Origin of the sequence: Microbacterium sp. Root1433D1 (assembly GCF_001426835.1) — a bacterium.
Lineage (GTDB): Bacteria > Actinomycetota > Actinomycetes > Actinomycetales > Microbacteriaceae > Microbacterium > Microbacterium maritypicum.
The window spans coordinates 247,651-271,044 of record NZ_LMFN01000002.1; the positions used below are offsets into that span (position 1 = coordinate 247,651).

Genomic DNA, 23,394 nt, shown 5'->3' on the forward strand with positions numbered 1-23,394 from the left:
GCCCACGAGCCTATCCACCGTGACCCGGCGTGCTCAGGATCCGTCCTCGCTCAGGCGCGTCATCACCCCGCGGAGGGCTTCGACGACCACGCGGACCGATCGGCGACGCAGAGTCTCGGGACGGGCGAGCAGGTCGATCATCCGATGAGTGCTCACCCCCTCGAGCGGGATGCGCACGATGTCGCGGTCGTCGACGCTGCGTGACGTGAATCGGGGCAGCATCCCGATCACCCCGCCCGCGGCCACGACCGCGGACACCGCGCCGTAGTCGTTGATGCGGTGCTGGATGTCGACGGGGTGACGAGCAACCGCCGACACGGCACGGAGCACGTCATCGGGGGAGTATCCGATGCGACTGGTGACCCATCTCTCGCCCGCGACGTCGGCCGGTGTGAGGTTCGCGCGATCGGCGAGGCGATGGGCCGTCGAGACGGCGACGTCGAGCGGCTCGCGGATCAGCGTGAGGCTGCGCACGCCCTGATCGGGCCAGGGCTCGGAATGCTCCATGCGGTGCGCGAGCACGAGGTCGTAGCGTGCGGTGAGCGCGGGGAACTCGCTCTGGGCGACGTCCTCGTCGGTGAGCTGCACCGTCGGCGCGTTCTCGGAGGACGACAGCTCCCTCACCAAGGGGCCGAACAGGGCCTGTCCGACACTGTGGAATCCGCTGACGCTCACGACCCCCGTGGCGGCACCTTCGAAGTCGTCGAGGGCGTGCCGCGCCGAGGCCATCGCGTCGATGACCTCGGCACCCGCCGCTGCCAGCACCTCGCCGGCAGGTGTGAGAGCGAGTGTGCGACCGAGCCTGCGGGTCAGCGGGGTCGGAACGCCTCTCTGCAGGGCAGCGAGCTGTTGGGATACGGCGGAGGGGGTGACCCGGAGTGCATCGGCCACCGCCGTCACGCTCCCGAGAGCACCAAGCTCTCGCAGGATCTGCAGCTGATGGAGTTCCACGTTCTCAGTGTAGGTGCGGCTACATCGATGATGCAGACGATGCCGATTGTTCTACATCGTCTGATGCGATGGGATCGAACACATGAAGGCACTGTACAAAGGCGCACCCGGCGCCGGACTCGAGCTCGTCGAGCGTCCTGATCCGATCGCCGGCACCGACGACGTCGTCATCCGGGTGTTGCGCACGGGGATCTGCGGCACCGATCTGCACATCCTCCGTTGGGATGACTGGGCGGCGTCCGCGATCGCCGCTCCGCTCATCCCCGGCCACGAGTTCTACGGGGAGGTCGTCGAGGTCGGCCCCGGTGTGCACGACATCGCCGTCGGCGACCGGGTGTCCGGCGAAGGACACATCGTGTGCGGCACGTGTCGCAACTGCCGAGCGGGTCGCCGCCAGATGTGCATCCGCACGATCGGCCTCGGTCTGCAGCGCGACGGCGCCTTCGCGGAGTACCTCGCTCTTCCCGCGACGAATGTGTGGGTGCACCACTCCGAGGTGACGCCCGAACTCGGTGCGATCTTCGATCCCCTCGGCAACGCCGTCCACACCGCCCTCACGTACCCGCTCGTCGGTGAGGACGTGCTCGTCACCGGCTGCGGACCCATCGGGCTGATGGCGATCGCGGTGGCCCGGCACGCGGGTGCACGGTTCATCACGGCGACCGACGTCAGCGCACCCCGCCTGGAGATGGCCCGCCGGATGGGCGCCGACGAGGTGGTCGACGTCTCGGTCCGCGACATCCGCGATGCGCAGCAGGCGCTCGGAATGCGGGAGGGGTTCGACATCGGATTCGAGATGAGCGGTGCGCCCTCGGCTCTCCCGGCCATGATCGACAACATGAACCACGGCGGCCGCATTGCGATGCTGGGTCTGCCGAGCGCGGGGTTCGGAGTCGACTGGGGCAAGCTCGTCACCCACATGCTCACGATCAAGGGCATCTACGGACGCGAGATGTTCGAGACATGGAACGCGATGGGGGCGATGCTGCAGACCAGCGCGCCCCTGCGGGACGCCATCGGCCGGGTGATCGCCGAGGTCGTCCCCGCTCGCGACTGGGAGCGCGGCTTCGCTGCGGCCGAGTCTGCGGGAACGGGCAAGATCATCCTCGACTGGACGGAGCTGTGATGTACGGGACTTTTCAGAAGCATGTGGCGGGAGAGCTGGCGGGGATCGAGGAGGCCGGACTCACCAAGCATGAGCGCGGCATCCGCGGACCGCAGAACGCCTCGATCACCGCGGACGGCACGGAGGTGCTGAACTTCTGCGCCAACAACTACCTCGGCCTCGCCGACGACCCGCGCATCCTCGACGCCGCGACCACGGCCCTGCAGGAATGGGGCTACGGTCTGGCCAGCGTGCGCTTCATCTGCGGTACTCAGGAGCAGCACCTCGAGCTCGAGCGTCGGCTCGCCGACTTCCTCGGCACGGACGAGGCCATCCTGTACTCGTCGTGCTTCGACGCGAACGGGGGCGTGTTCGAGACGCTCTTCTCCGCCGAGGATGCGATCATCTCGGACGAGCTCAACCATGCGTCGATCATCGACGGTATCCGGCTCTCGAAAGCGCGCAGGCTCCGCTACCGGAACCGCGACATGGCCGACCTCGAAGCGCAGCTGCAGGCCGCCTCGGACGCCCGTTTCCGCGTGGTGGTGACGGACGGCGTGTTCTCGATGGACGGCTACATCGCACCGCTCGCCGAGATCTGCGACCTGGCAGAGCGTTATGACGCCCTCGTCTTCGTCGACGACTCGCACGCCGTCGGCTTCGTGGGCGAGAACGGCCGGGGGACGCCGGAGCTCTGCGGAGTCGCCGACCGTGTCGACATCTACACCGGCACATTCGGCAAGGCGCTCGGCGGCGCATCCGGAGGCTACGTCGCCTCGCACGCGGAGATCGTGGCTCTGTTGCGCCAGCGATCCCGTCCCTACCTCTTCTCGAACACGCTCGCCCCGGCGATCGTGGCAGGCACCCTGACCGCGCTCGACCTCGTCGAGGGGTCGGCCGATCTTCGTGCGCGTCTGCGCAGCAATGCCGCGCTCTTCCGCGAGCGCATGACCGCCGAGGGGTTCGACCTGCTGCCGGGAGAGCACCCCATCGTCCCGGTGATGTTCGGCGACGCCGCGAAGACGGCGCGGATCGCTCGCGAGATGCAGGAGCGCGGTGTCTACGTGACCGCCTTCAGCTTCCCCGTCGTGCCCCGCGACCTGGCACGGATCCGGGTGCAGCTCTCGGCAGCGCACACGCCGGATCAGATCGAGCGCTGCGTCGCGGCCTTCGTCGCTGCACGGGCGGCGATCGACTGATCCGCACAACTTGCAAAGAAACACTTGCAAAGACTTCTTTGCAACGGTATCTTTGCAAGCATGACGAACGAGACCCAGGTCAGGACTCTGGACGCCAGTGCGCTGAAGGCCCTGGCGCACCCGCTCCGGGTGAAGATCTTCGACCTTCTCGCCGCTCGTGGTCCGCAGACGGCGAGCTCGCTCGCCGCCCTCGTGGGGGAGACCTCGGGATCGACCAGCTACCACCTCCGCGCCCTCGCCGCGCACGACCTCATCCGCGAGGTCGAGGGGCGGGGCACGGCACGCGAGCGATGGTGGGAGCGGCCCAAGGGGCGCATCGACGTGCCGGGGCCCGACGAGATGACCTCGCCGGCGAACCGTGCCGCTGCGCAGATCGTCACGTCGGAGTTCTTCCGGCTGCGGCACGAGACGCTGATGTCGTACCTCAACCGGCCGCAGTCCGAGGTGCCCGAGGCCTGGCGCGATGTGGGGATCACGATCACCACCCACCTCGATATGACGCCGGAGCAGGCCATGTCGCTCCGGGAGGAGCTCGAGAGCATCGTGGAGAGCGCCATCGAGCGCTACCGGGGTCAGACCGGCCCCGATGTTCGACGCGTCTCGCTCCGCACCGAACTCTTCGACCTTCCGACGCCGCAGCAGGCGACGCACGGATCCAGCGACGACACCGTGGAGGAATCATGACCAGCGCGACTCTTCACCTGGTGGCGCCGACCCAGACCGAACGCGGGCTGCTGAGACTCGCCGGCCATCTCACCGCCTACGTCGAGCACCGCATCTCGCGGCGCGCCGAACGGCGTGAGCTCTCCCTGGATCTGCTGCGCGAACAGCAGACCCGCAGGCAGGATCCGCGCGCCGTCGACCACGCTCTCGCCCAGCTCGGGCTGACCCGGCGCTGAGACCCGGTGTCGTCCTGGCGAGGAGGTTCAGTCCTCGAAGGGGCGGGCGACGATCTCGCCGGAGGCGGTCTGGAAGACCTCCCACCCCGCGTCGAGCTCAGCGATCGCGCGGCCTTCCAGCCAGGTGAGCGTCCAGTGACCGGTCAGCCCCTTGGCCTCGACCTCGGCGATCGCCGGTCGTAGGGAGGCGGGGACGGAAGCCGGAGCCTCGGACCCCGCCGCCCAGCGCGTGCCCAGCTGCATCAGGACGCCTCGACCGGAGCGAGCTCGATCGCGGTGACCGCGAACGCCTCCGCCTCGGTGAACTCGAGCTCGGCGATGCGGCCGACGGCGCGGAGGTCGTCGGCGGCTGCGCGGAGGGCGTCGAGCTTCGCGGCGGGGGCGGCGATCGCCGCGCGCGAGACCGGAGTCTTCTGCGAGGCCTTCGCCTCGGTCTTCGCGCGGCGGATGCCGATCAGCGCTTCACTGGCTGCAGCCAGCACCGCCGGGTCGCCGTCGATGCCGAGCGGCGTCGGCCACGCGGCCGTGTGCACGGAGCCCTCTTCGAACCAGGACCACGATTCCTCTGCCGCGAAGGACAGCACCGGAGCCAGCAGGCGGAGCAGCGTCGACAGGGCCAGACGCAGCGAGAGCGCCGCGGAGGCCTGTCCCACGTCGGCCTGGTTGTAGGCGCGCTCCTTCACGAGCTCGAGGTAGTCGTCGCAGAACGTCCAGAAGAAGGCCTCGGTGAGCTCCAGCGCACGAGCGGCGTCGTACCGCTCGAACGCCTTGGTGGCCTCGACGACGACGCTGTCGAGCGCGGTCAGCATCGACGCGTCGAGGGCATGAGTCACCTGCGCACCCTCGGGCACGGGGAACGACAGCACGAACTTCGCCGCGTTCAGCACCTTGATGGCCAGACGGCGACCGATCTTCACCTGCGTCGGGTTCTGCGGGTCGAACGCCGCGTCCATGCCGAGGCGGCTCGAGGCGGCCCAATAGCGCACCGCGTCGGAGCCGTGGGCCTCGAGCACGTCGGCCGGGGTGACCACGTTGCCCTTCGACTTCGACATCTTCTTGCGGTCGGGGTCGACGATGAATCCGGAGATCGCGGCGTTGCGCCACGGCGTCCTGCCGTCTTCGAGCGTCGAGCGCAGCATCGTCGAGAACAGCCAGGTGCGGATGATGTCCTGACCCTGGGGGCGCAGGTCGAACGGAGCAGTGAGCTGCCAGAGCTCCTTGTCGCGCTGCCAGCCACCCGCGAGCTGCGGAGTGAGGGACGAGGTCGCCCAGGTGTCGAGGATGTCAGCCTCGGCGTCGAAGCCGCCCGCCACGCCGCGCTGGTCCTCGGTGTATCCGGCGGGCACATCGGTGGTCGGGTCGATCGGGAGCGTCGCCGCATCCGGGGCGAGCACGCGGTCGTAGTCGCGCTCGCCGTTCTCGTCCAGGGCGTACCAGAGGGGGATCGGCACACCGAAGAAGCGCTGACGCGACACCAGCCAGTCGCCGGTCAGGCCGCCGACCCAGTTCTCGTAGCGCACACGCATGAACTCGGGGTGCCAGGCGAGCTCCTCGCCGTGGGCGATGAGCTTGTCGCGCAGCTCGCCGTCGCGGGCACCGTTGCGGATGTACCACTGCCGCGTGGAGACGATCTCGAGCGGACGGTCGCCCTTCTCGAAGAACTTCACCGCGTGGTTGAACGGCTTGCCGACAGCGGTCATGTCGCCCGTCGCCTGCAGCTTCTCCACGATCGCCTTGCGCGCGCTGAAGACGGTCTTGCCCGCGATCTCCTCGCCGTACCAGGTCGCCGCCTCGGGGTTCGCGACGGAGGCGGGGGCATCGGGCAGGAATCGCCCGTCCAGGCCGATCGTGGTCATGTTCGGCAGCGACTCGTTGTCGGTGGTGCGCAGCTCGCGCCACCAGATGATGTCGGTCACATCGCCGAAGGTGCAGACCATGGCAGCGCCGGTGCCCTTGTCGGGCTGGGCGAGGTGGTGCCCGTGGATCTCGATCTCGGCGCCGAAGAAGGGGGTCTTCACCTTGGTGCCGATGAGGTGCTTGTGCGGGCCCTCAGGGTGCGTCACGATCGCGATGCACGCGGGGAGCAGCTCCGGGCGGGTGGTGTCGATCGCAATCGATCCCGAGCCGTCCGCGAAGGGGAACTCGATCGTGTGATAGGCCGCCTGCTGGTCGCGGTCCTCGAGCTCGGCCTGCGCGATGGCGGAGCGGAAGTCGATGTCCCACAGCGTCGGGGCCAGCGCCTGATACGCCTCACCGCGCTCGATGTTGCGCAGGAACGCGAGCTGGCTCTGACGGATGGTGTCGTCGGAGATCGTGCGGTAGGTCTGCGTCCAGTCCACGCTCAGTCCGAGCTGGCGGAACAGTGCTTCGAACTGCTTCTCGTCCTCGATCGTGAGGCGCTCGCAGAGTTCGATGAAGTTGCGGCGGCTGATCGGCTGCTGATCGGCTGCACGGCTGGACTTGTTGTCGCCACCCTCGAACGGGGGTGTGAAGTCGGGCGTGTAGGGGAGCGAGGGGTCGCACCGCACACCGTAGTAGTTCTGCACGCGGCGCTCGGTGGGCAGGCCGTTGTCGTCCCATCCCATCGGGTAGAACACGGTCTTGCCGCGCATGCGCTCGAAGCGCGCCTTCACGTCGGTGTGCGTGTAGGAGAACACGTGTCCGATGTGCAGGCTGCCCGATGCCGTGGGAGGAGGGGTGTCGATCGAGTACACGCCGTCACGGCCGGCCTGTGCCGCGCGCAGACGATCGAACAGGTAGGTGCCCTGCTCGGCCCATGCGGCATCCCACTTCGCTTCGAGGCCTTCGAGTACGGGCTTGTCGGGAATCTGGTTCTGCGACGATTCGGAAGCAGGCATGAAGGTCTCCTCGAGCGATGTATGCGGCACTGTGTGAGCGTGCCTGAGTGTGGGTGGTGCCGAACAGTCTACCGAGCATCGCGGGGCCGGCAGGTCGCCGCAGATCGACCCGGTCCAACAATCCGCCGTAGGATGGAGGGATCCCGACCCGCTCGTCCAGAGGAATCGTCATGCCCGCAAAATCAGTGCGTCGTCTCCTGCCCTTCGCGGCGCTCGCCGCTGCCACCGCGCTGGTGCTCAGCGCCTGCGCGGCCCCCGGTTCCGAGGGAGAAGGCGGAGGAGAGCTGGTGTGGTCCATCGAGGGCGCGAACCTCTCGGCCGGGCACATGGACCCGCAGGTGAGCCAGCTCGACGTCTCCGGCATGGTGCAGCGGGCCGTGCTCGACTCGCTGGTTTTCCAGGAGGCGGACGGAACGTTCAGCCCGTGGCTTGCGAAGAGCTGGGAAGTCTCGCCGGACAGCACGGAGTACACCTTCGTGCTCCGGGACGACGTGACCTTCACCGATGGCGAGAAGTTCGACGCCGCCGCGGTCAAGGCGAACTTCGACCGCATCGTGGACCCCGAGACGGCTTCCGCTCAGGCTGCCAGCATGCTCGGCGCCGATTTCTACAAGGGCACGGAGGTCGTCGACGACTACACGGTCACGGTGACCTTCACCCAGCCGTACGCCCCGTTCCTGCAGGCGGCGAGCACGCCGCAGCTGGGCTTCTACTCGCCGGCCGTGATCGCGAAGTCCGCAGACAAGCTCAAGGCCGGCGGACCCGACATCACCGTGGGCACCGGGCCGTTCGAGCTCACCGAGTACACGCCAGACCAGGAGATCGTCTACACCCGCAACGACGACTACGCGTGGGGTCCGCACGACACCGAGGCTCCGAAGTTCGAGACCCTGCGCGTCGAGATCCAGCCGGAGGCCTCGGTCCGCACCGGTGTCGTCACCAGCGGCGAGGCCGACCTCGCCAGCAACATCCCGCCGAACCTCGCGAAGGACCTCGGCGACGGCGTCACGGTCGACTCGATCGAGTACCCGGGGCTGCCGTACTCGCTGTACCTGAACGAGAAGTACGGGGTGTTCGCCGACGAGAAGGTGCGCCAGGCCTTCGCCCGCGGCATCGACATCGACGCCGCTGTCGAGGAGATCTACTTCGGACAGTTCCCGCGGGCATGGAGCATCCTCGGCTCGACGACTCCGGGCTACGACGCGTCGCTCGAGGGCAGCTGGCCGTTCGATCAGGATGCGGCCGATGCGCTGCTCGACGAGGCCGGATGGACGGATCGCGACGCCGACGGCATCCGCATGAAGGACGGCAAGCGACTCTCCGTGCGCTGGATCGCCTGGACGCCGGTTCCCGACGACCGCGCCGCGCTGGGCAACGCCATCCAGTCGGACCTGAAGAGCATCGGCTTCGAGGTTCAGCGTGAGGAGCTCGAGCCCGGCGCCTACAACGAGCAGTACGAGCCGAAGACCTTCGATCTGACCGATTGGGGCTTCTCGGGCGTCGATCCCGATCTGCTGCGCAGTCACCTGCACACCGACGGATTCCAGAACGCCTCGCAGGTGAGCGACCCGCAGATCGATGCCTTGCTCGAGCAGGCCGTCGCCTCGAGCGATCAGGACAAGCGCAACGAGCTGTACACCCAGCTGCAGCAGTGGAATGCCACATACACGGCCATCGTGCCGCTGTACAGCCCGTCGGCGATCACGGCCGTCGGCGACCGCGTCGAGGGACTCGAGTACGACCTGTACGGTCGGCCGCTGTTCTACGATGTGACCGTCGGCTGAACCGTCGACGGAGCGGAGGGCACGGGTGGTGAAGGCTGCTCTCGCCCGTATCGCCGGTCTGGTCGCATCCGTCGTCATCGTCCTGTGGGGCGCGGCGACCGTCGCCTTCCTCGCGTTCCGGGTGATCCCCGGTGACCCCGTCTCGGTGATGCTGGGGCCCCAGGCGCAGGTGAGTGAGGCCGTCAAGGACGGGATCCGCGCCGACCTGGGGCTCGACCGTCCGCCGTTCGAGCAGTACCTCGGCTTCATCGGCCAGCTCGCTCGGGGAGATCTGGGGGAGTCGTACCAGCTGCGGATGCCGGTGACGGAGGTGATCGGACGTCAGCTCGGAGCGACGGTGCAGCTCTCGGTGCTCGCGCTCGTGATCGCCCTCGTGCTCGCGCTCGCGGTGGCGGTCCTCGTGCGGGGCAGGGCAGCGCGCACGATCGCGGCCGCTGTGGAGCTCGTGGTGCTCTCCTCCCCGGTGTTCTGGATCGGGCTCGTCCTGCTCAGCGTCTTCGCGTTCGGACTGGGCTGGTTCCCGGTGTCGGGAGCCCGCAACCCCGCCACGCTCGTCCTGCCGGCGATCACTCTCGCGCTCCCGGTCGCCGCGCTGCTCAGCCAGGTGCTGCGTGACGGCCTGATGCAGGCGGAGCGCATGCCGTTCGCCGAGACGGTGCGTGCCCGGGGTGCGAGCCCCTCGTGGTTCACCCTGCGGCACGGACTGCGGCATGGCGCCGCATCGGCCGTGACGCTCGCGGCCTACCTGACCGGATCCGTGCTCGGTGGTGCGGTGCTGGTGGAGACCGTGTTCGCGCGTCCGGGCCTGGGCCGCGTGACCCTCGCCGCGATCAGCGACCGCGACCTGCCGGTGATCACCGGGATCATCCTGCTGAGCGCCCTGGTCTTCGTCGCGGTGAACCTCGTGGTCGAACTCGTGCATCCCCTGATCGATCCGCGTGTCAGGGCCTCGCGAGCCGGAGACATCCGATGAGGCGCGCGCAGCGGGTGCTGCTGTGGGTCGCGATCGTGGTGCTCGCGGTGATCGTGTTCGCGGCGCTCTGGCCCGGCGTGCTCGCCACTCACGATCCGCTGCAGACCGCCGTTCGCTCCGCCCTGCTTCCGCCGAGTGCCGAGCACCTGTTCGGCACCGACCAGAGCGGGCGCGACGTGTACTCGCGAGTCATCTACGGCGCAGGGCGTTCGCTGGGCATCGGACTCCTCGCCACCGGGGTGGCGCTCGTCGTCGGGCTCGTCATCGGCGCGCTCGCCGGAGTCGCACCGAAGGGCATCGATACCACCGTGATGCGGGTGAACGACGTGCTGATGGCCTTCCCCGAGTTCCTCGTCGCGCTGGTCGTGGTCGCGGTCCTGGGTCCGGGGCCGGTGAACATCGCGATCGCGGTGACCCTGGCCGCTGTGCCCGTTTACATCCGGCTGGCGCGCGTGCAGACGCAGACGCTGCGCGTCGCCGAGCACGTCGAGGCGGCCCGCATCCTCGGCGTCCCGCGGGTGCGCGCGTTCACGCGGCACGTGGTGCCCGGCGTCCTCGGCGCACTGAGCGTGCTCGCGACCATCGGCATCGGTTCGAGCATCCTGGCCGCGGCCGGGCTCAGCTTCCTGGGTCTCGGCCCCTCGGAGCCGACACCGGAGTGGGGGCTCATGCTCGCCGGTGGTCGCAACGTGCTGGGACAGGCGTGGTGGATCTCGCTCTTCCCCGGCATCGCGATCACGCTCACCGTGGTGTCGGCGACGGTCGTCGGACGGATCCTGCGGGCGCGCGCAGACGGGAGGGCGGCATGAACGCTGCACTGCAGGTGCGGGGGCTGCGGATCGCCTTCGACGGGAAGCGCGTGGTGGACGACGTCTCCTTCACGGTCGAACGCGGGGAGTGCGTCGCGATCGTCGGGGAGTCCGGCGCGGGGAAGTCGCTCACGGCCCGCGCACTGCTGGGGTTGACGCCGGCAGAGGCCACCGTCTCCCTGGAGGGCCTCCTCATCGACGAAAGGGATGCCGCCGGGCTCTCCGAACGTGCGTGGCGCGACCTTCGCGGAGCCGGGATCGCGCTCGTCTCCCAGGACGCTCTGGTCTCGCTCGACCCCCTTCGCCGGGTCGGGGCGGAGGTCGCCGAGCCGCTGCTGCTGCATCGGCTCGTCCGCGGACGTGCGGCGCTGGCGGGGCGGGTGCAGGAGCTCCTGGCGCGGGTATGGATGCCTGACCCCGAACGTCGCTCCCGACAGCACCCGCACGAGCTCTCCGGAGGCCTCCGACAGCGGGCGCTCATCGCCTCCGCGCTCGCCGCGGGCCCCGCCGTGCTGATCGCGGACGAGCCGACGACCGCACTCGATGCCACCGTGCAGGCCCGGATCCTCGGACTGCTGCGCGAGATCACCGATGCAGGTACCGCGCTCGTCTTCATCAGTCATGACTTCGCCGCGGTTCGCCGGATCGCCGACCGAGTCCTCGTGATGAAGGATGGCATCGTGGTCGAATCCGGCACGGTCTCCGAGGTGCTCGAGAACCCCCGGCACGAGTACACGAAGCAGCTCATCGCCGCGACGATGCACGAGCCCAGAGCTGCGGCCCCCACGGAGTCCTCGCCGGTGCTGATCGCCCGCGGCCTCTCGCGCAGCTTCGCCACGGTGCCCGCCGTCATCGACGCGACGTTCACGGTGAAGGACGGACAGACGCTCGGCATCGTGGGGGAGTCGGGGTCGGGCAAGACGACACTCGCGCGCATGATCGTCGGGGTCGACACGCCGGACAGCGGCACCCTGCGGTGGACGGCGGAGCGACGGGTGCAACTCGTGCACCAGAACCCGCTCGGCGCCTTCGATCCACGGTGGACGATCGGCCGATCGCTGCGGGAGGGACTGGAGGCGGGCGGCGTGCCTCGCGCGCGACGTGTCGCCCGCGTCGGGGAGCTCCTCGCCGAGGTCGGTCTTTCGCCGGAGATCGCCGACAGGCGTCCGAGCGCCCTCTCCGGGGGTCAGCGACAGCGGGCTGCGATCGCCCGCGCGCTCGCCGCCGACCCGGAGGTGCTGGTGCTGGACGAACCCGTCTCGGCGCTCGACCCCTCGGTGCGGGAGCGGGTGCTGCGGTTGCTCGGCCGGTTGCAGCAGGAGCGGCAGCTGACGATGATCCTCGTCTCCCACGATCTCGACGTGGTCGGCGCGGTCGCCGACGAGGTGCTCGTGATGCAGGAGGGACGGATCGTCGAGCAGGGGGCGACCGTCGACGTGTTCGCCTCGCCCCAGCATCCGTTCACGCGGGAACTGCTCGACGCGAGTGGCCCCGCCGGCTTCTGATCTGCCGTCAGTCCTTGATCTGCCGTCAGTCCTTGATCTGGATGCCGATGCCCGCCGCCAGCGCCGGGGCGAGCTGCTGCACCTGGAACGAGGTGAGGGTGGCCCCGCGGAGGCTGTGGGCGTCGAGATAGGCGACGGCGTCGAGCCCACGCAGATCCACGTCTTTCGCACGCATGCCCCGTGGGTCGACCTCGTCGCTCGATGTGGCTGTGAAGCGCACACGGGAGAGCTCGGCCTGCGGCATGTCGATGGTGCGGATGCTGCACCCCGAGATCTCGAGATCGGTGATCTTCGCCGCCCCCAGATTCAGATAGTCGATGCGCACATCCCGCAGATCGAGCTCCGAGATGAGCGCCTCGCTGAGGTCGAGAGTGCCGATACGCCCGCCGCTGATCCGCACCCGCCGCACACCGGCATCGCGCATGCGGAGCGAGGCGATGCGCACACCGGACATGTCGACGTCGACGACCGTCGCGCCGGTGAGGTCGATGGCGTCGGCGTCGGCGCTCAGGATGCACTGCTCGAGCGTCGAGTAGGCGAGATCGACGGTGCCGTTCAGGTCGAGCCGGGCGGCGATGAGGTCGGCGCTGCGCGCGGGAAGCGCGGGCTCGAGCACGGGCGGCAGGTCGGGAGCGGTGATGCGGGGAGGGGCGGGGGACTCGGGGGTGCGGGCCATGCTTCGAGCGTAGGGTGCGCCGGCGACATCGCTTCCGGCGCGCGGGAGGCCGGGGCCAGGAGAGCAGAGGAGCGTCCTGAGGGTGTACGCACGCGTACACTGGACACACGAGCATCGATCCGGCCATCACCGGGGAGCTCTCGGAAGAACGGCGTCGCCCTCGGGAAGCGCTCAGTAGAACCGAGCGGGGCAGGCCCGTCACAGCCGCAGTGAGAGTGGTCGCGTCGTAAGGCGTGGCACGCGAGGTGGTACCGCGGTCCGCGAGGATCGTCCTCGCAGGAGCATCCGCCACGACGACCACTGCGAGACACGATGACCTACCCCCGTTCCTCCTTCGGCCCCGCCGCCGATTCCGTCGCGCCCAGCCCCCGCTTCCCGCAGATCGAGGAGGAGGTGCTCGCGTTCTGGAAGACGGACGACACCTTCCGCGCCTCGATCGCGCAGCGTGAGGGCTCACCCGAATGGGTGTTCTACGACGGGCCTCCGTTCGCGAACGGCCTGCCGCACTACGGCCACCTGCTCACCGGGTACGCGAAGGACGTGTTCCCGCGCTTCCAGACCATGACCGGCCACAAGGTCGATCGTGTCTTCGGGTGGGACACGCACGGGCTGCCGGCCGAGCTCGAGGCCATGAAGCAGCTCGGGATCACCGAGAAGGCCGAGATCGAGGAGATGGGCATCGACGTCTTCAACGCGAAGGCGAAGAGCTCGGTCCTGACCTACACGCACGAGTGGCAGGACTACGTTACCCGTCAGGCGCGCTGGGTCGACTTCGAGCGCGGGTACAAGACGCTCGACCTCGGCTACATGGAGAGCGTGCTGTGGGCGTTCAAGACCCTCTACGACAAGGGCCTCGCCTACGAGGGATACCGCGTGCTGCCGTACTGCTGGCGCGATGAGACTCCGCTCAGCGCCCACGAGCTGCGCATGGACGACGACGTCTACCAGATGCGTCAGGACCCGTCCGTCACGGTCACCTTCCCGCTGACGGGAGCCAAGGCGGAAGCGCTCGGTCTCACCGGCGTCCGCGCCCTCGCCTGGACGACCACGCCCTGGACCCTGCCGACCAACCTCGCGCTCGCCGTGGGCCCGGAGATCGAGTACGTCGTGCTCCCCGCCGGTCCGAACGGTGCGGCCGACGTGCACCAGGCCGCAGGGACGACGGATGCCGCGATCGAGTCCTCCGCGCACCGCTACCTGCTCGCCCGTCAGCTCGTCGGCGGATACGCCAAGGACCTCGGCTACGAGAGCACCGAAGAGGCCCTCGCGGCCGTCGACGCCACGGTCCGCGGCGCCGAGCTGCAGGATGTGACGTACGACCGGCTGTTCGACTACTACGCCGACACCGAGACCTACGGGACCGAGAACGCCTGGCGCATCCTGGTCGACGACTACGTCACCGTCAGCGACGGCACCGGCATCGTCCACCAGGCCCCGGCCTACGGTGAGGACGACCAGCGGGTCGCCGGCGCCGCCGGGATCCCCACGATCCTGTCCCTCGACGACGGCGGACGCTTCCTCCCGAACGTCACCGATGTGGCGGGCGAGCTGTGGATGGAGGCGAACACTCCGCTCGTGCGCCTGATCCGCGACAACGGTCGTCTGATCCGCCTGCAGAGCTACGAGCACTCGTACCCGCACTGCTGGCGCTGCCGGAACCCCCTGATCTACAAGGCCGTCTCGAGCTGGTTCATCCGCGTGACGGACATCAAGGATGACCTGCTCGCGAACAACGAGCAGATCACGTGGGTGCCGGAGAACGTCAAGCACGGGCAGTTCGGCAAGTGGCTCGAGGGTGCGCGCGACTGGTCGATCAGCCGCAACCGCTACTGGGGTTCGCCGATCCCGATCTGGAAGAGCGACGACCCGGAGTACCCGCGTGTCGACGCCTACGGCTCGCTGGAGGACCTCGAGCGCGACTTCGGCACGTTGCCGCGCAACCCCGAGGGCGAGATCGACCTGCACCGGCCGTACATCGACGACCTCACGCGCCCGAACCCCGACGACCCCACCGGCAAGAGCACGATGCGCCGCATCGAAGACGTCTTCGACGTGTGGTTCGACTCGGGCTCGATGCCCTATGCGCAGGTGCACTACCCGTTCGAGAACCAGGAGTGGTTCGACTCGCACTCGCCGGCCGACTTCATCGTCGAGTACATCGGGCAGACCCGCGGATGGTTCTACGTCATGCACGTGCTGTCGACCGCGCTGTTCGATCGCCCCGCGTTCACGGGTGTCAGCTGCCACGGCATCGTGCTCGGCAGCGACGGCTACAAGATGTCGAAGTCGCTGCGCAACTACCCCGACGTCTCCGAGGTGCTCGACCGCGACGGCTCCGACGCGATGCGCTGGTTCCTGATGTCGAGCTCGGTGCTGCGCGGAGGCAACCTCGCTGTCACCGAGGAGGGCATCCGCTCGGGCGTCCGCGAATTCCTGCTGCCGCTGTGGAACTCGTGGTACTTCTTCGCGACCTACGCCAATGCATCCGGCACCGACGGATACGAGGCCTCCTGGCGCACCGACTCCACCGATGTGCTCGACCGCTACATCCTGGCGCGTCTGGGCGACCTCGTCCGCGAGGTGCGCGCCGACCTCGAGGGCCTCGACTCCACCACCGCGTCCGCGCGTCTGCGTGACTTCGCCGAGGTGCTCACCAACTGGTACATCCGGCGCTCGCGCGACCGCTTCTGGACCGGCGTGACGGAAGACCCGAAGAGCCGCGAGGCCTTCGACACGCTCTACACCGTGCTCGAGACGCTCACCCGTGTCGCGGCGCCTCTCGTACCGCTCGTCAGCGAGCGCGTGTGGCAGGGCCTCACCGGCGGACGCAGCGTGCACCTGACCGACTGGCCCGACGCGGCGCAGTTCCCGGCGGCGGACGAGATCCGCGACGCGATGGACGCAGTACGCGAGCTGTCGAGCGTCGGCAATGCTCTGCGCAAGAAGGAGAAGCTGCGCGTGCGCCTCCCGCTCGCCCGCTTCACCGTGGTCTCGCCGCTGGCGGCGTCGCTCGGCCAGTTCGAGGACATCCTCCGCGAGGAGCTGAACGTGAAGTCGGTGGAGCTCGTCCCGCTCGCCGATGACACGGCGACGGAGTACGGCATCGCCCACCGCCTCAGCGTCAACGCCCGCGCGGCGGGGCCGCGTCTGGGCAAGGACGTGCAGAAGGCGATCCAGGCTGCGCGTTCGGGCGACTGGAGTGAGGTGTCCGGCGTCGTGACCGCGGGCGGCATCGTGCTCGAACCCTCGGAGTACGAGCTCGTGCTCGAGACCACGGGCCGCCCGGAGGGAGAGGCTCTCGCCATCGTCCCCACCGGCGGCTTCGTGCTGCTCGACACGACGACGACCCCGGAGCTGGAAGCCGAGGGGCTCGCCCGGGATGTGATCCGCGCCGTGCAGGAGACCCGCAAGAACGCCGACTTCGACGTCAGCGATCGCATCCAGCTGGTGCTCCGGTTCCAGGACGACGTGGACACCACAGCTGTCGTCTCCGCCTTCGACCTCGCCGGGATCGCGGCGGAGACCCTGGCCGAGGAGTACTTCGTGATCGACGCGCAGGGCGACTCGATCTTCGGACACGGGACGGTGCTCGCCGCCGCCGCGGCAGTGACGCCCGAGTTCTCCGCCGTCATCCCCGCCGGCACGTATGCGAACGCCGGTGACTTCACGATCGCCGTCACCAGGATGGGAGCAGCAGCATGAGCGCCGCCGACCGGGCCGATGCCGTCTACGAAGCCCTTCTGAGCCGCGCGGGAGAGCGCTGGGTGCAGCCCCGCAAGGAGCGCACCGCCCGCATCCTCGCCTTCCTCGACGACCCGCAGCGCACCTACCGCGTTGTGCACATCACGGGCACGAACGGCAAGACGTCGACCGCGCGGATGATCGAGAGCCTGTTGCGGGCGCATGATCTGCGCACCGGACTGTTCACGAGTCCCCACCTGGAGCGCTTCACCGAGCGCATCATGATCGACGGCGAGCCGATCGCCGACGAGGCGGTGGCGGACGCGTGGGACGAGATCGAGCCGTTCGTCGACATCGTCGACGCCGAGCTCGAGGCAGCCGGCGACGCTCCGCTGACGTTCTTCGAGCTGCTGACCGTGCTGGCGTTCGTCGCAGTGGCCGACGCGCCGATCGACGTGCTGGTGCTCGAGGTCGGCATGGGCGGCGAGTGGGATTCCACGAACACGGCCGATGGTGACGTGGCGGTGTTCGCCCCGATCGACATCGACCACGCCGACCGTCTCGGCAGCACGATCGCCGAGATCGCCGAGGTCAAGGCCGGCATCATCAAGGAGGGCGCGGCCGTGGTGTCGGCCCAGCAGCCCGCAGAGGCGGCCGAGGTGCTGCGTCGGGTGGCGGCGGAGCGCAACGCGACCATCGCCTTCGAGGGCGAGGAGTTCGGTCTCACCGAGCAGAAGCTCGCGGTCGGTGGGCAGCTGCTCACGATCCGCGGCCTGGCGGGGGAGTACGCCGAGGAGTACCTCCCGCTCTACGGCGCGCACCAGGGGCACAACGCCGCTCTCGCCGTCGCCGCCGTCGAGTCGCTCATCGGCGGGGCCACCCAGCGCATCGCCGCGGACATCGTCACGGCAGGCCTGCAGGAGAGCACCTCGCCCGGAAGGCTGCAGCTGCTCGGCATCGCCCCGACCGTGATCGTCGACGCCGCGCACAACCCGCACGGCGCCAAGGCGCTCGCTCAGGCGCTGGACGACAGCTTCGACTTCGACGAGTGGGGTCTGGTACTCGGTGTGCTCGCCGACAAGGATGCCGCCGGTATCGTCGCTGAGCTGGCTCCCACCGCGGCTCACGTGTTCGCCACCGCTCCGGATTCCGACCGCGCGAGCGACGCGGACGCGATCGCCGACCTCGTCGAGCAGAACGGACAGCGCGCGACCGTGCACCACTCGCTCGCCGATGCCGCCGACGCCGCGCGTGAGTGGGCCGCATCCTCCGACCGGCGCGCGGTGATCATCGCGGGGTCGGTCGTGCTCGCCGGTGAGGCGATCGCGCTGGCGCAGGACGAGGATTGGAAGGCGGGGTGGCGCGCATGAGCGCCGAGGCGACACCTGCTCGCCGGCCACGTCCGCCGCGCACCCTCGTGCAGAAGCTCGCACCGGTCGTGCTGGGATTCGAGGCCATCGTGGTCTTCCTCGTCGGCCTCACGATCTTCGGGCTGCGCCAGCTTCCCGAGGGGGTCGAGCAGTGGTGGGCGATCGTCGCTGGCGCCGTGCTCGCGCTCGCCTGCATCGTGATCGCCGGTATGATCACGAAGCCCTGGGCGCTCACCGCAGGATGGGTCATCCAGGCCGTCGTCGCCCTGTCGGCGTTCTTCGTCCCGTCGATCCTGCTCGTCGTCCTGATTTTCGGCGGCATGTGGGCGTATGCGACCATCGGAGGGGCCCGATTGGACGCACGACGCCCCGCCGAGCCCACGACCGAGACTCAGACAGAGAGTGAATGACATGGCCACCGAAGAAACCCTCGTCCTCGTCAAGCCCGATGGTGTCGCTCGCGGCCTCACCGGCGCGATCCTCGCCCGCATCGAGGCGAAGGGCTACGCCCTCGTCGACATCCGCCTGGTCGAGCCCGACCGCGACCTGCTCGCCGAGCACTACGCAGAGCACGAGGGCAAGCCGTTCTACGAGCCGCTGCTCGAGTTCATGCTCTCCGGCCCCTCGGTCGCCATCCGTCTCGCGGGCAACCGCGTGATCGAGGGCTTCCGCTCGCTCGCGGGCACCACCGACCCGACGACCGCGGCCCCCGGCACGATCCGTGGCGACTTCGGTCGCGACTGGGGACTCAAGGTGCAGCAGAACCTCGTGCACGGCTCGGACAGCCCCGAGTCGGCAGCTCGCGAGCTCGGCATCTGGTTCGACTGAGCGCCCGTCACGCCGAAGAAGCCCGCCCGTCGATCCGAGGATCGACGGGCGGGCTTCTTCCGTATCCGTCCGATATCAGCCGAGGGTCAGAAGACCATGCCGATGACCTCTCCGAGGAGGTCGAGGCCGCGCAGCTGCGCGAGCAGGATGACCACGGCGTAGGCGAGGATCGTCGCAAGGGGGACCCAGACCATCAGCCGGTTCGCCCGGTCCTTCAGCTTCTCGTTGCTCGTGAACGTGCCGTTGCGGGTCAGATGCAGCATCGTCGCGAAGAAGGTGGGGATGGTGACCGACCAGGTCAGCATGCACCAGGGGCAGAGCACGCCGAGGTTGGGCGCGTAGATGCTCTGCCAGATCAGCCAGCACACGAGGCCGAAGGCGAACGTGACGCCCGCACCGAACGTCATCCAGAACCATCGAGGGAAGCGCGAGCCGGCGAGCAGTGCGACGCCGATGAACAGGGGAGCCATCCAACCGGCGATGCCGAGCAGGGGGTTGGGGAAGCCGAACACCTCGCCCTGCCACGAGTCGAGATTCTTGCCGCACTGGATCATGACGCTGACGTTGCAGCTCAGCACGGCGTCCGGATTCGCCGCCAGCACGAACTTCTCGATCGTGAGCTGGAAGGCGGCGAACCAGCCCACCACACTCGCGATGATCAGCCAGACGGCATAGATGACGGGGCGGGTGCGCTGCTCGCTCATACTGGGGATTATCCCAGCGACTGCTATGGATGCGGCGAGAACAGGCCGGAGAAAACTCGCTGCGCGTGATGGGATGCCGCGAACGGAGCCACTTGGTGCGATAATGGCCTGTGATGCGATGAACGGCGTTGCCGCGACACGCATCGAGCAGACTTCGGGGTCCAATGCCCCACGCGATCAGAGCCATGAGCCGGTCGCAAACCGAGTGAGTTCGCGGAACCCGCGGGTACCGCATGAGATTTCACAGGACACCGAGTGTCCCGTGCAGGGAGTAAGCCAGAGATGGCCGATGACAACAATGACAACAACGCCCCTACCCTCGACTTCCCGGCTGACGCCGCGGGAGAGCTGACGGAGCCCACTGCTCCCGAGGCGGACGACCTCACAGGGTCGTCGGACGAGGGCGATGAGCTCTCCGAAGCGGCAGAGGTGGCAGAGGACGCCGCCGCCGATGACGTCGCCGCCGGCTATGCCGCTGCGGATGACGCCGCGGCCGCTGCCGACGACGCTGCTGCTGCCGCCGAGTCGGTCGCGGATGCACAGGCGGAAGCAGAAGCTGACGCGGAAGCCGCTGCAGGAGCGAGCGCTGAGGCAGAGGAGACCACCGAGACGGTGAGCACCGACACCGAGACGCTGCCGGCTGCCTCTTCAGAGGCAGACGCAGAGCCCGTCGCCGAGCCGGTCGTCGAGGAGASCACCGCCTCGGAGACCACCGCCTCGGAGACGGCCGTCGAGGAGAGCACCGCCTCGGAGACCACCGCCTCGGAGACGGCCGTCGAGGAGAGCACCGCCCGAGGAGGCTCCGGTGACCGCCGTGTCGCTCGGCCTGCTTCCCGAGGTGTTCGTCTCCCAGGTCTCCACGCAGCTGCACTTCTACGCGCCGGAGGTCGTCCCTCTTCCCGCACGCCCGGGTCGCGAGCGCATCTTCGACCGCATCGCCGAACGCGAGCAGCCCCAGGAAGACGCGGCGGGCCGTGGTCGTGGCCGTCGTCGCCGCGGTGGCTCCGAGGGCGAGGATCAGCGTGAAGAGCCGCGTCAGCGTCAGCGCGTCGTGGAGTACATCACCGAGCCGAAGGCCATCAAGGGGTCGACACGTCTCGAGGCGAAGAAGCAGCGTCGCCGCGACGGCCGCGATGCCGGACGCCGTCGCCCCGTCGTGACCGAAGCAGAGTTCCTCGCGCGCCGTGAGTCGGTCGACCGCAAGATGGTCGTCCGGTCCAAGAACGGCCGTACCCAGATCGGCGTCCTCGAGGACGGCGTGCTCGTCGAGCACTATGTCGCCCGCAACCAGGACGCGTCGCTCATCGGGAACGTCTACCTGGGCCGCGTCCAGAACGTCCTCCCCAGCATGGAGGCCGCCTTCGTCGACATCGGTCGCGGGCGCAACGCCGTGCTGTACTCCGGCGAGGTCGACTGGGACGGTGTCGAGACCGGCAACCAGCCGCGTCGCATCGAGCTGGCGCTCAAGCCCGGCGACCGCGTTCTCGTGCAGGTGACGAAGGACCCGGTCGGACACAAGGGCGCGCGTCTCACGAGCCAGATCTCGCTCCCCGGCCGCTACCTGGTCTACGTGCCGGGCGGGTCGATGAACGGCATCAGCCGCAAGCTCCCCGACAACGAGCGTGCGCGCCTCAAGCGCATCCTCAAGGAGGTGCTGCCGGAGTCCTCCGGCGTGATCGTCCGCACTGCGGCCGAGGGTGCCACCGAAGACCAGCTGACCCGTGACGTACAGCGACTCACCTCGCAGTGGGAGCACATCCAGAAGCAGGTCGAGAACCAGCAGGCGCCCGCGCTCCTGCACGCTGAGCCCGACCTTCTCGTGAAGATCGTCCGCGACGTCTTCAACGAGGACTTCACGAAGATGCTGATCCAGGGCGAAGATGCGCAGCAGACCATCCGTGCGTACCTGGAGAGCGTCGCCCCCGACCTGCTGGAGCGCGTCGAGGCCTACGAGGACGAGACCGACCCCTTCGATGCTTTCCGCATCACGGAGCAGATCGAGAAGGCGCTCGACCGCAAGGTGTGGCTGCCCTCCGGCGGCTCGCTCGTGATCGACCGCACCGAGGCCATGACGGTCGTCGACGTCAACACCGGCAAGTTCGTCGGCTCCGGCGGAAACCTCGAGGAGACGGTCACCAAGAACAACCTCGAGGCTGCGGAGGAGATCGTCCGCCAGCTGCGTCTGCGTGACATCGGCGGCATCATCGTCGTCGACTTCATCGACATGGTGCTCGAATCCAACCGCGACCTCGTGCTGCGTCGACTGATCGAATGCCTGAGCCGCGACCGCACGAAGCACCAGGTCGCCGAGGTCACCTCACTCGGCCTCGTGCAGATGACGAGAAAGAAGCTCGGCCTCGGCCTGCTGGAGACGTTCAGCGAGGCGTGCGAGGTGTGTGCCGGTCGTGGCGTGATCGTGCACCACGACCCGGTCGTGAAGCACCGCTCCAGCAACAGCAATGGGGGCGGCAACAGCAACGGCAACGGGCAGAGCGGTCGTCGCCAGCGCGGCAACGGCGGCAACGGCAACGGCAACGGCAACGGCAACGGGCAGAGCCAGAGCGCTCCTGCGGCGCCGGCCGTCACTCACAGCATCACAGAGGGCGCCAAGTCGGCTCTCGCGCAGATCGCGGCCTCGACCATCGCTCCGACGGCCGAGGGGGCGGCGCAGGAAGCCGAGACGGTCGACGTCGCGGCGGAGGCGCCCGCAGCTGCCGAGCGTCCGAAGAAGGCCCGCAAGAAGCGCGGCGGCGACCGCAAGGGCCCGAAGACTCCCGCTGAGCAGCTGCTCGACTCGGTTCTCGATGCCCTTCCGGAGCCGAAGGCACCCGGTCAGGGGCGAGGGCGTCGTCGGGTGAGCACGGCAGCGCTCACCGGCACTCCCGTCTCGGTGAACAACGAACCGTCAGCGCCGGTCGCGGCTGCGGACTCGGAGTCCTGAGGCGATCAGGCGACGCACCAACTCTTTGCCTTTCACATGCTGAGCGCCGGCGGCGACGAGCCGGGGGATGATCTCCTCCGGCACGTCGTAGTGGTCGAGGTCGAACGCGCGCGGAGCGATGCCGTTCGCCCGCGCGAACGCGTGCAGCTCATCGAGGCTCTCGTCGCTGACCAGGTGTGCCCACAGGCGTCCGTGGGCGGGCCAGAGCGGGTCGTCGACGAGTACGGTCACCTCGTCAGCCTACGTCCGCAGCGATGGGGTGGGGCTCGAGCGTGCGCCCAGACAGATCGGAGGCGGCCCGCTTTGCGACACAGACCCGCATCCGGTAAAGTAGTCCCTTGGTGCGTATGCCGCGTCGTCCTCGTCGGCCGAAGCGGAGAGTCTTGCGTTCGCACCCGCCGTTCTGCGGTGCATGCAAGCAACAGTCTTCCCGTGAGATCTCGGAGCCGCGAGCTCCCCAACGAAACAGGTATGAAGTGGTTTACGCAGTAGTGCGCGCCGGTGGGCGGCAGGAGAAGGTCGAGGTCGGCACGATCGTTCAGCTCGACCGTGTCAAGGCTGCCCAGGGCGAGAAGATCGAGCTGGCTGCAGTGCTGCTCGTCGACGGCGCCACGGTGACCACCGACGCTGACTCGCTCGCGAAGGTCAAGGTCACGGCTGAGGTCATCGGCAACCTCCGCGGCCCGAAGATCATCATCCAGAAGTACAAGAACAAGACCGGCTACAAGAAGCGTCAGGGCCACCGCCAGGAGCTCACGCGCGTCAAGATCACCGGCATCAAGTAAGCCCGAGGGGATTAGGACATGGCACATAAAAAGGGCGCAAGCTCAACCCGTAACGGTCGTGACTCCAACGCTCAGCGCCTCGGCGTGAAGCGCTTCGGCGGTCAGCAGGTCCTCGCCGGCGAGATCATCGTCCGCCAGCGCGGCACGCACTTCCACCCCGGCGTCAACGTCGGCCGTGGCGGCGACGACACGCTGTTCGCTCTGGCCGCCGGTGCGGTCCAGTTCGGCGCGAAGGGCGGCCGCAAGGTCGTCAACATCGTCGCCGCAGCTGAGTGATCACAGCGCGACACTAGATATCCGGTTCGGGGCGGGCTTCGGCTCGCCCC

Annotated in this window: 22 protein-coding genes; 15 read left to right on the forward strand and 7 right to left on the reverse strand. The window is 68.6% G+C overall.

Annotated elements, in window-relative coordinates:
- Nucleotides 1-33: 33 nt before the first annotated feature.
- On the reverse strand, nt 34-951 hold the full coding sequence (locus tag ASD13_RS07085; RefSeq protein ID WP_055867510.1) for a LysR family transcriptional regulator: 918 nt from the start codon (nt 949-951) through the stop codon (nt 34-36).
- An 82-nt stretch (nt 952-1,033) separates the two neighbouring features.
- Between ASD13_RS07085 and tdh the strand changes: the two genes are divergently transcribed.
- From tdh to ASD13_RS07105, 4 genes are read left to right on the forward strand one after another with little or no spacing between them, the layout of a single operon-like run.
- On the forward strand, nt 1,034-2,077 hold the full coding sequence (tdh, locus tag ASD13_RS07090) for an L-threonine 3-dehydrogenase (protein ID WP_055867514.1): 1,044 nt from the start codon (nt 1,034-1,036) through the stop codon (nt 2,075-2,077).
- Nucleotides 2,077-3,255, forward strand: a complete 1,179-nt coding sequence (locus ASD13_RS07095) for a glycine C-acetyltransferase (protein WP_055867518.1) — start codon at nt 2,077-2,079, stop codon at nt 3,253-3,255. The genes tdh and ASD13_RS07095 overlap by 1 nt, the downstream gene beginning before the upstream one ends.
- Before the next feature lie 60 nt (nt 3,256-3,315).
- Nucleotides 3,316-3,939: an ArsR/SmtB family transcription factor gene (locus ASD13_RS07100; RefSeq protein WP_055867522.1), complete on the forward strand. Its 624-nt coding sequence runs from the start codon at nt 3,316-3,318 to the stop codon at nt 3,937-3,939.
- Nucleotides 3,936-4,154, forward strand: coding sequence for a hypothetical protein (locus ASD13_RS07105; protein WP_017830310.1), 219 nt, complete (start codon nt 3,936-3,938; stop codon nt 4,152-4,154). Before ASD13_RS07100 ends, ASD13_RS07105 begins: the two co-directional genes overlap by 4 nt.
- Before the next feature lie 27 nt (nt 4,155-4,181).
- Here the strand turns inward: ASD13_RS07105 and ASD13_RS07110 are convergent, their stop codons facing one another.
- Together ASD13_RS07110 and valS are read right to left on the reverse strand one after the other, a co-directional pair.
- Nucleotides 4,182-4,397 (reverse strand): hypothetical protein, encoded by a 216-nt coding sequence (locus ASD13_RS07110; protein ID WP_055867525.1) that lies wholly within the window; start codon nt 4,395-4,397, stop codon nt 4,182-4,184.
- Nucleotides 4,397-7,012, reverse strand: a complete 2,616-nt coding sequence (gene valS, locus ASD13_RS07115; protein ID WP_055867529.1) for a valine--tRNA ligase — start codon at nt 7,010-7,012, stop codon at nt 4,397-4,399. Before valS ends, ASD13_RS07110 begins: the two co-directional genes overlap by 1 nt.
- A gap of 170 nt (nt 7,013-7,182) precedes the next feature.
- Here valS and ASD13_RS07120 point away from each other — a divergent pair, with 170 nt between their 5' ends.
- The 4 genes from ASD13_RS07120 to ASD13_RS07135 are packed head-to-tail and all read left to right on the forward strand — an operon-like array spanning nt 7,183 to nt 12,083.
- On the forward strand, nt 7,183-8,796 hold the full coding sequence (locus ASD13_RS07120) for an ABC transporter substrate-binding protein (protein ID WP_055867534.1): 1,614 nt from the start codon (nt 7,183-7,185) through the stop codon (nt 8,794-8,796).
- A 28-nt stretch (nt 8,797-8,824) separates the two neighbouring features.
- On the forward strand, nt 8,825-9,769 hold the full coding sequence (locus ASD13_RS07125) for an ABC transporter permease (RefSeq protein ID WP_235562493.1): 945 nt from the start codon (nt 8,825-8,827) through the stop codon (nt 9,767-9,769).
- Entirely contained in the window at nt 9,766-10,578 is an 813-nt protein-coding gene (locus tag ASD13_RS07130) for an ABC transporter permease (protein WP_055867542.1), read from the forward strand. Before ASD13_RS07125 ends, ASD13_RS07130 begins: the two co-directional genes overlap by 4 nt.
- Nucleotides 10,575-12,083, forward strand: a complete 1,509-nt coding sequence (locus ASD13_RS07135) for an ATP-binding cassette domain-containing protein (protein ID WP_055867545.1) — start codon at nt 10,575-10,577, stop codon at nt 12,081-12,083. Before ASD13_RS07130 ends, ASD13_RS07135 begins: the two co-directional genes overlap by 4 nt.
- Before the next feature lie 25 nt (nt 12,084-12,108).
- Here ASD13_RS07135 and ASD13_RS07140 read toward each other — a convergent pair whose 3' ends face one another.
- Nucleotides 12,109-12,759, reverse strand: a complete 651-nt coding sequence (locus ASD13_RS07140; RefSeq protein WP_055867550.1) for a pentapeptide repeat-containing protein — start codon at nt 12,757-12,759, stop codon at nt 12,109-12,111.
- Nucleotides 12,760-13,071: 312 nt separating this feature from the next.
- Between ASD13_RS07140 and ileS the strand changes: the two genes are divergently transcribed.
- Genes ileS through ndk form a run of 4 tightly spaced genes read left to right on the forward strand, consistent with a single transcriptional unit; the run spans nt 13,072 to nt 18,638 of the window.
- Entirely contained in the window at nt 13,072-16,461 is a 3,390-nt protein-coding gene (ileS, locus tag ASD13_RS07145; RefSeq protein WP_055867554.1) for an isoleucine--tRNA ligase, read from the forward strand.
- On the forward strand, nt 16,458-17,810 hold the full coding sequence (locus ASD13_RS07150) for a bifunctional folylpolyglutamate synthase/dihydrofolate synthase (RefSeq protein WP_055867556.1): 1,353 nt from the start codon (nt 16,458-16,460) through the stop codon (nt 17,808-17,810). The genes ileS and ASD13_RS07150 overlap by 4 nt, the downstream gene beginning before the upstream one ends.
- Nucleotides 17,807-18,220, forward strand: a complete 414-nt coding sequence (locus tag ASD13_RS07155) for a DUF4233 domain-containing protein (protein WP_235562543.1) — start codon at nt 17,807-17,809, stop codon at nt 18,218-18,220. Before ASD13_RS07150 ends, ASD13_RS07155 begins: the two co-directional genes overlap by 4 nt.
- 1 nt (nt 18,221) lies before the next feature.
- Complete coding sequence (ndk, locus tag ASD13_RS07160) at nt 18,222-18,638, forward strand: nucleoside-diphosphate kinase (protein ID WP_017830321.1); 417 nt, start codon at nt 18,222-18,224, stop codon at nt 18,636-18,638.
- 86 nt (nt 18,639-18,724) lie between these two features.
- On the opposite strand, the gene ASD13_RS07165 is transcribed toward ndk, so the two are convergent.
- Nucleotides 18,725-19,342 carry a vitamin K epoxide reductase family protein gene (locus tag ASD13_RS07165; protein ID WP_017830322.1) on the reverse strand — a complete coding sequence of 206 codons (618 nt, stop codon included), beginning with the start codon at nt 19,340-19,342 and terminating at the stop codon, nt 18,725-18,727.
- Nucleotides 19,343-19,809: 467 nt separating this feature from the next.
- Complete coding sequence (locus tag ASD13_RS07170; protein ID WP_055867562.1) at nt 19,810-20,130, reverse strand: hypothetical protein; 321 nt, start codon at nt 20,128-20,130, stop codon at nt 19,810-19,812.
- A gap of 17 nt (nt 20,131-20,147) precedes the next feature.
- On the opposite strand from ASD13_RS07170, the gene ASD13_RS07175 reads away from it, so the two are divergent.
- Nucleotides 20,148-22,283 carry an Rne/Rng family ribonuclease gene (locus ASD13_RS07175; RefSeq protein ID WP_055867565.1) on the forward strand — a complete coding sequence of 712 codons (2,136 nt, stop codon included), beginning with the start codon at nt 20,148-20,150 and terminating at the stop codon, nt 22,281-22,283.
- Here the strand turns inward: ASD13_RS07175 and ASD13_RS07180 are convergent.
- On the reverse strand, nt 22,248-22,514 hold the full coding sequence (locus ASD13_RS07180; RefSeq protein WP_055867569.1) for a DUF4031 domain-containing protein: 267 nt from the start codon (nt 22,512-22,514) through the stop codon (nt 22,248-22,250). The two genes, ASD13_RS07175 and ASD13_RS07180, sit on opposite strands and share 36 nt — an antisense overlap.
- Before the next feature lie 245 nt (nt 22,515-22,759).
- On the opposite strand from ASD13_RS07180, the gene rplU reads away from it, so the two are divergent.
- Nucleotides 22,760-23,068: a 50S ribosomal protein L21 gene (gene rplU, locus ASD13_RS07185; RefSeq protein WP_028501602.1), complete on the forward strand. Its 309-nt coding sequence runs from the start codon at nt 22,760-22,762 to the stop codon at nt 23,066-23,068.
- A gap of 18 nt (nt 23,069-23,086) precedes the next feature.
- Nucleotides 23,087-23,344 carry a 50S ribosomal protein L27 gene (gene rpmA / locus ASD13_RS07190; RefSeq protein ID WP_028501603.1) on the forward strand — a complete coding sequence of 86 codons (258 nt, stop codon included), beginning with the start codon at nt 23,087-23,089 and terminating at the stop codon, nt 23,342-23,344.
- Nucleotides 23,345-23,394: the final 50 nt, after the last annotated feature.

What these genes read in the sequence shown, in the direction of transcription:
- tdh (WP_055867514.1), top strand. Translation starts at nt 1,034, where the DNA reads ATGAAGGCACTGTACAAAGGCGCACCCGGCGCCGGACTCGAGCTCGTC.
- ASD13_RS07095 (WP_055867518.1), top strand. Translation starts at nt 2,077, where the DNA reads ATGTACGGGACTTTTCAGAAGCATGTGGCGGGAGAGCTGGCGGGGATC.
- ASD13_RS07100 (WP_055867522.1), top strand. Translation starts at nt 3,316, where the DNA reads ATGACGAACGAGACCCAGGTCAGGACTCTGGACGCCAGTGCGCTGAAG.
- ASD13_RS07105 (WP_017830310.1), top strand. Translation starts at nt 3,936, where the DNA reads ATGACCAGCGCGACTCTTCACCTGGTGGCGCCGACCCAGACCGAACGC.
- ASD13_RS07110 (WP_055867525.1), bottom strand. Translation starts at nt 4,397, where the DNA reads ATGCAGCTGGGCACGCGCTGGGCGGCGGGGTCCGAGGCTCCGGCTTCC.
- valS (WP_055867529.1), bottom strand. Translation starts at nt 7,012, where the DNA reads ATGCCTGCTTCCGAATCGTCGCAGAACCAGATTCCCGACAAGCCCGTA.
- ASD13_RS07120 (WP_055867534.1), top strand. Translation starts at nt 7,183, where the DNA reads ATGCCCGCAAAATCAGTGCGTCGTCTCCTGCCCTTCGCGGCGCTCGCC.
- ASD13_RS07130 (WP_055867542.1), top strand. Translation starts at nt 9,766, where the DNA reads ATGAGGCGCGCGCAGCGGGTGCTGCTGTGGGTCGCGATCGTGGTGCTC.
- ASD13_RS07135 (WP_055867545.1), top strand. Translation starts at nt 10,575, where the DNA reads ATGAACGCTGCACTGCAGGTGCGGGGGCTGCGGATCGCCTTCGACGGG.
- ASD13_RS07140 (WP_055867550.1), bottom strand. Translation starts at nt 12,759, where the DNA reads ATGGCCCGCACCCCCGAGTCCCCCGCCCCTCCCCGCATCACCGCTCCC.
- ileS (WP_055867554.1), top strand. Translation starts at nt 13,072, where the DNA reads ATGACCTACCCCCGTTCCTCCTTCGGCCCCGCCGCCGATTCCGTCGCG.
- ASD13_RS07150 (WP_055867556.1), top strand. Translation starts at nt 16,458, where the DNA reads ATGAGCGCCGCCGACCGGGCCGATGCCGTCTACGAAGCCCTTCTGAGC.
- ASD13_RS07155 (WP_235562543.1), top strand. Translation starts at nt 17,807, where the DNA reads ATGAGCGCCGAGGCGACACCTGCTCGCCGGCCACGTCCGCCGCGCACC.
- ndk (WP_017830321.1), top strand. Translation starts at nt 18,222, where the DNA reads ATGGCCACCGAAGAAACCCTCGTCCTCGTCAAGCCCGATGGTGTCGCT.
- ASD13_RS07165 (WP_017830322.1), bottom strand. Translation starts at nt 19,342, where the DNA reads ATGAGCGAGCAGCGCACCCGCCCCGTCATCTATGCCGTCTGGCTGATC.
- rpmA (WP_028501603.1), top strand. Translation starts at nt 23,087, where the DNA reads ATGGCACATAAAAAGGGCGCAAGCTCAACCCGTAACGGTCGTGACTCC.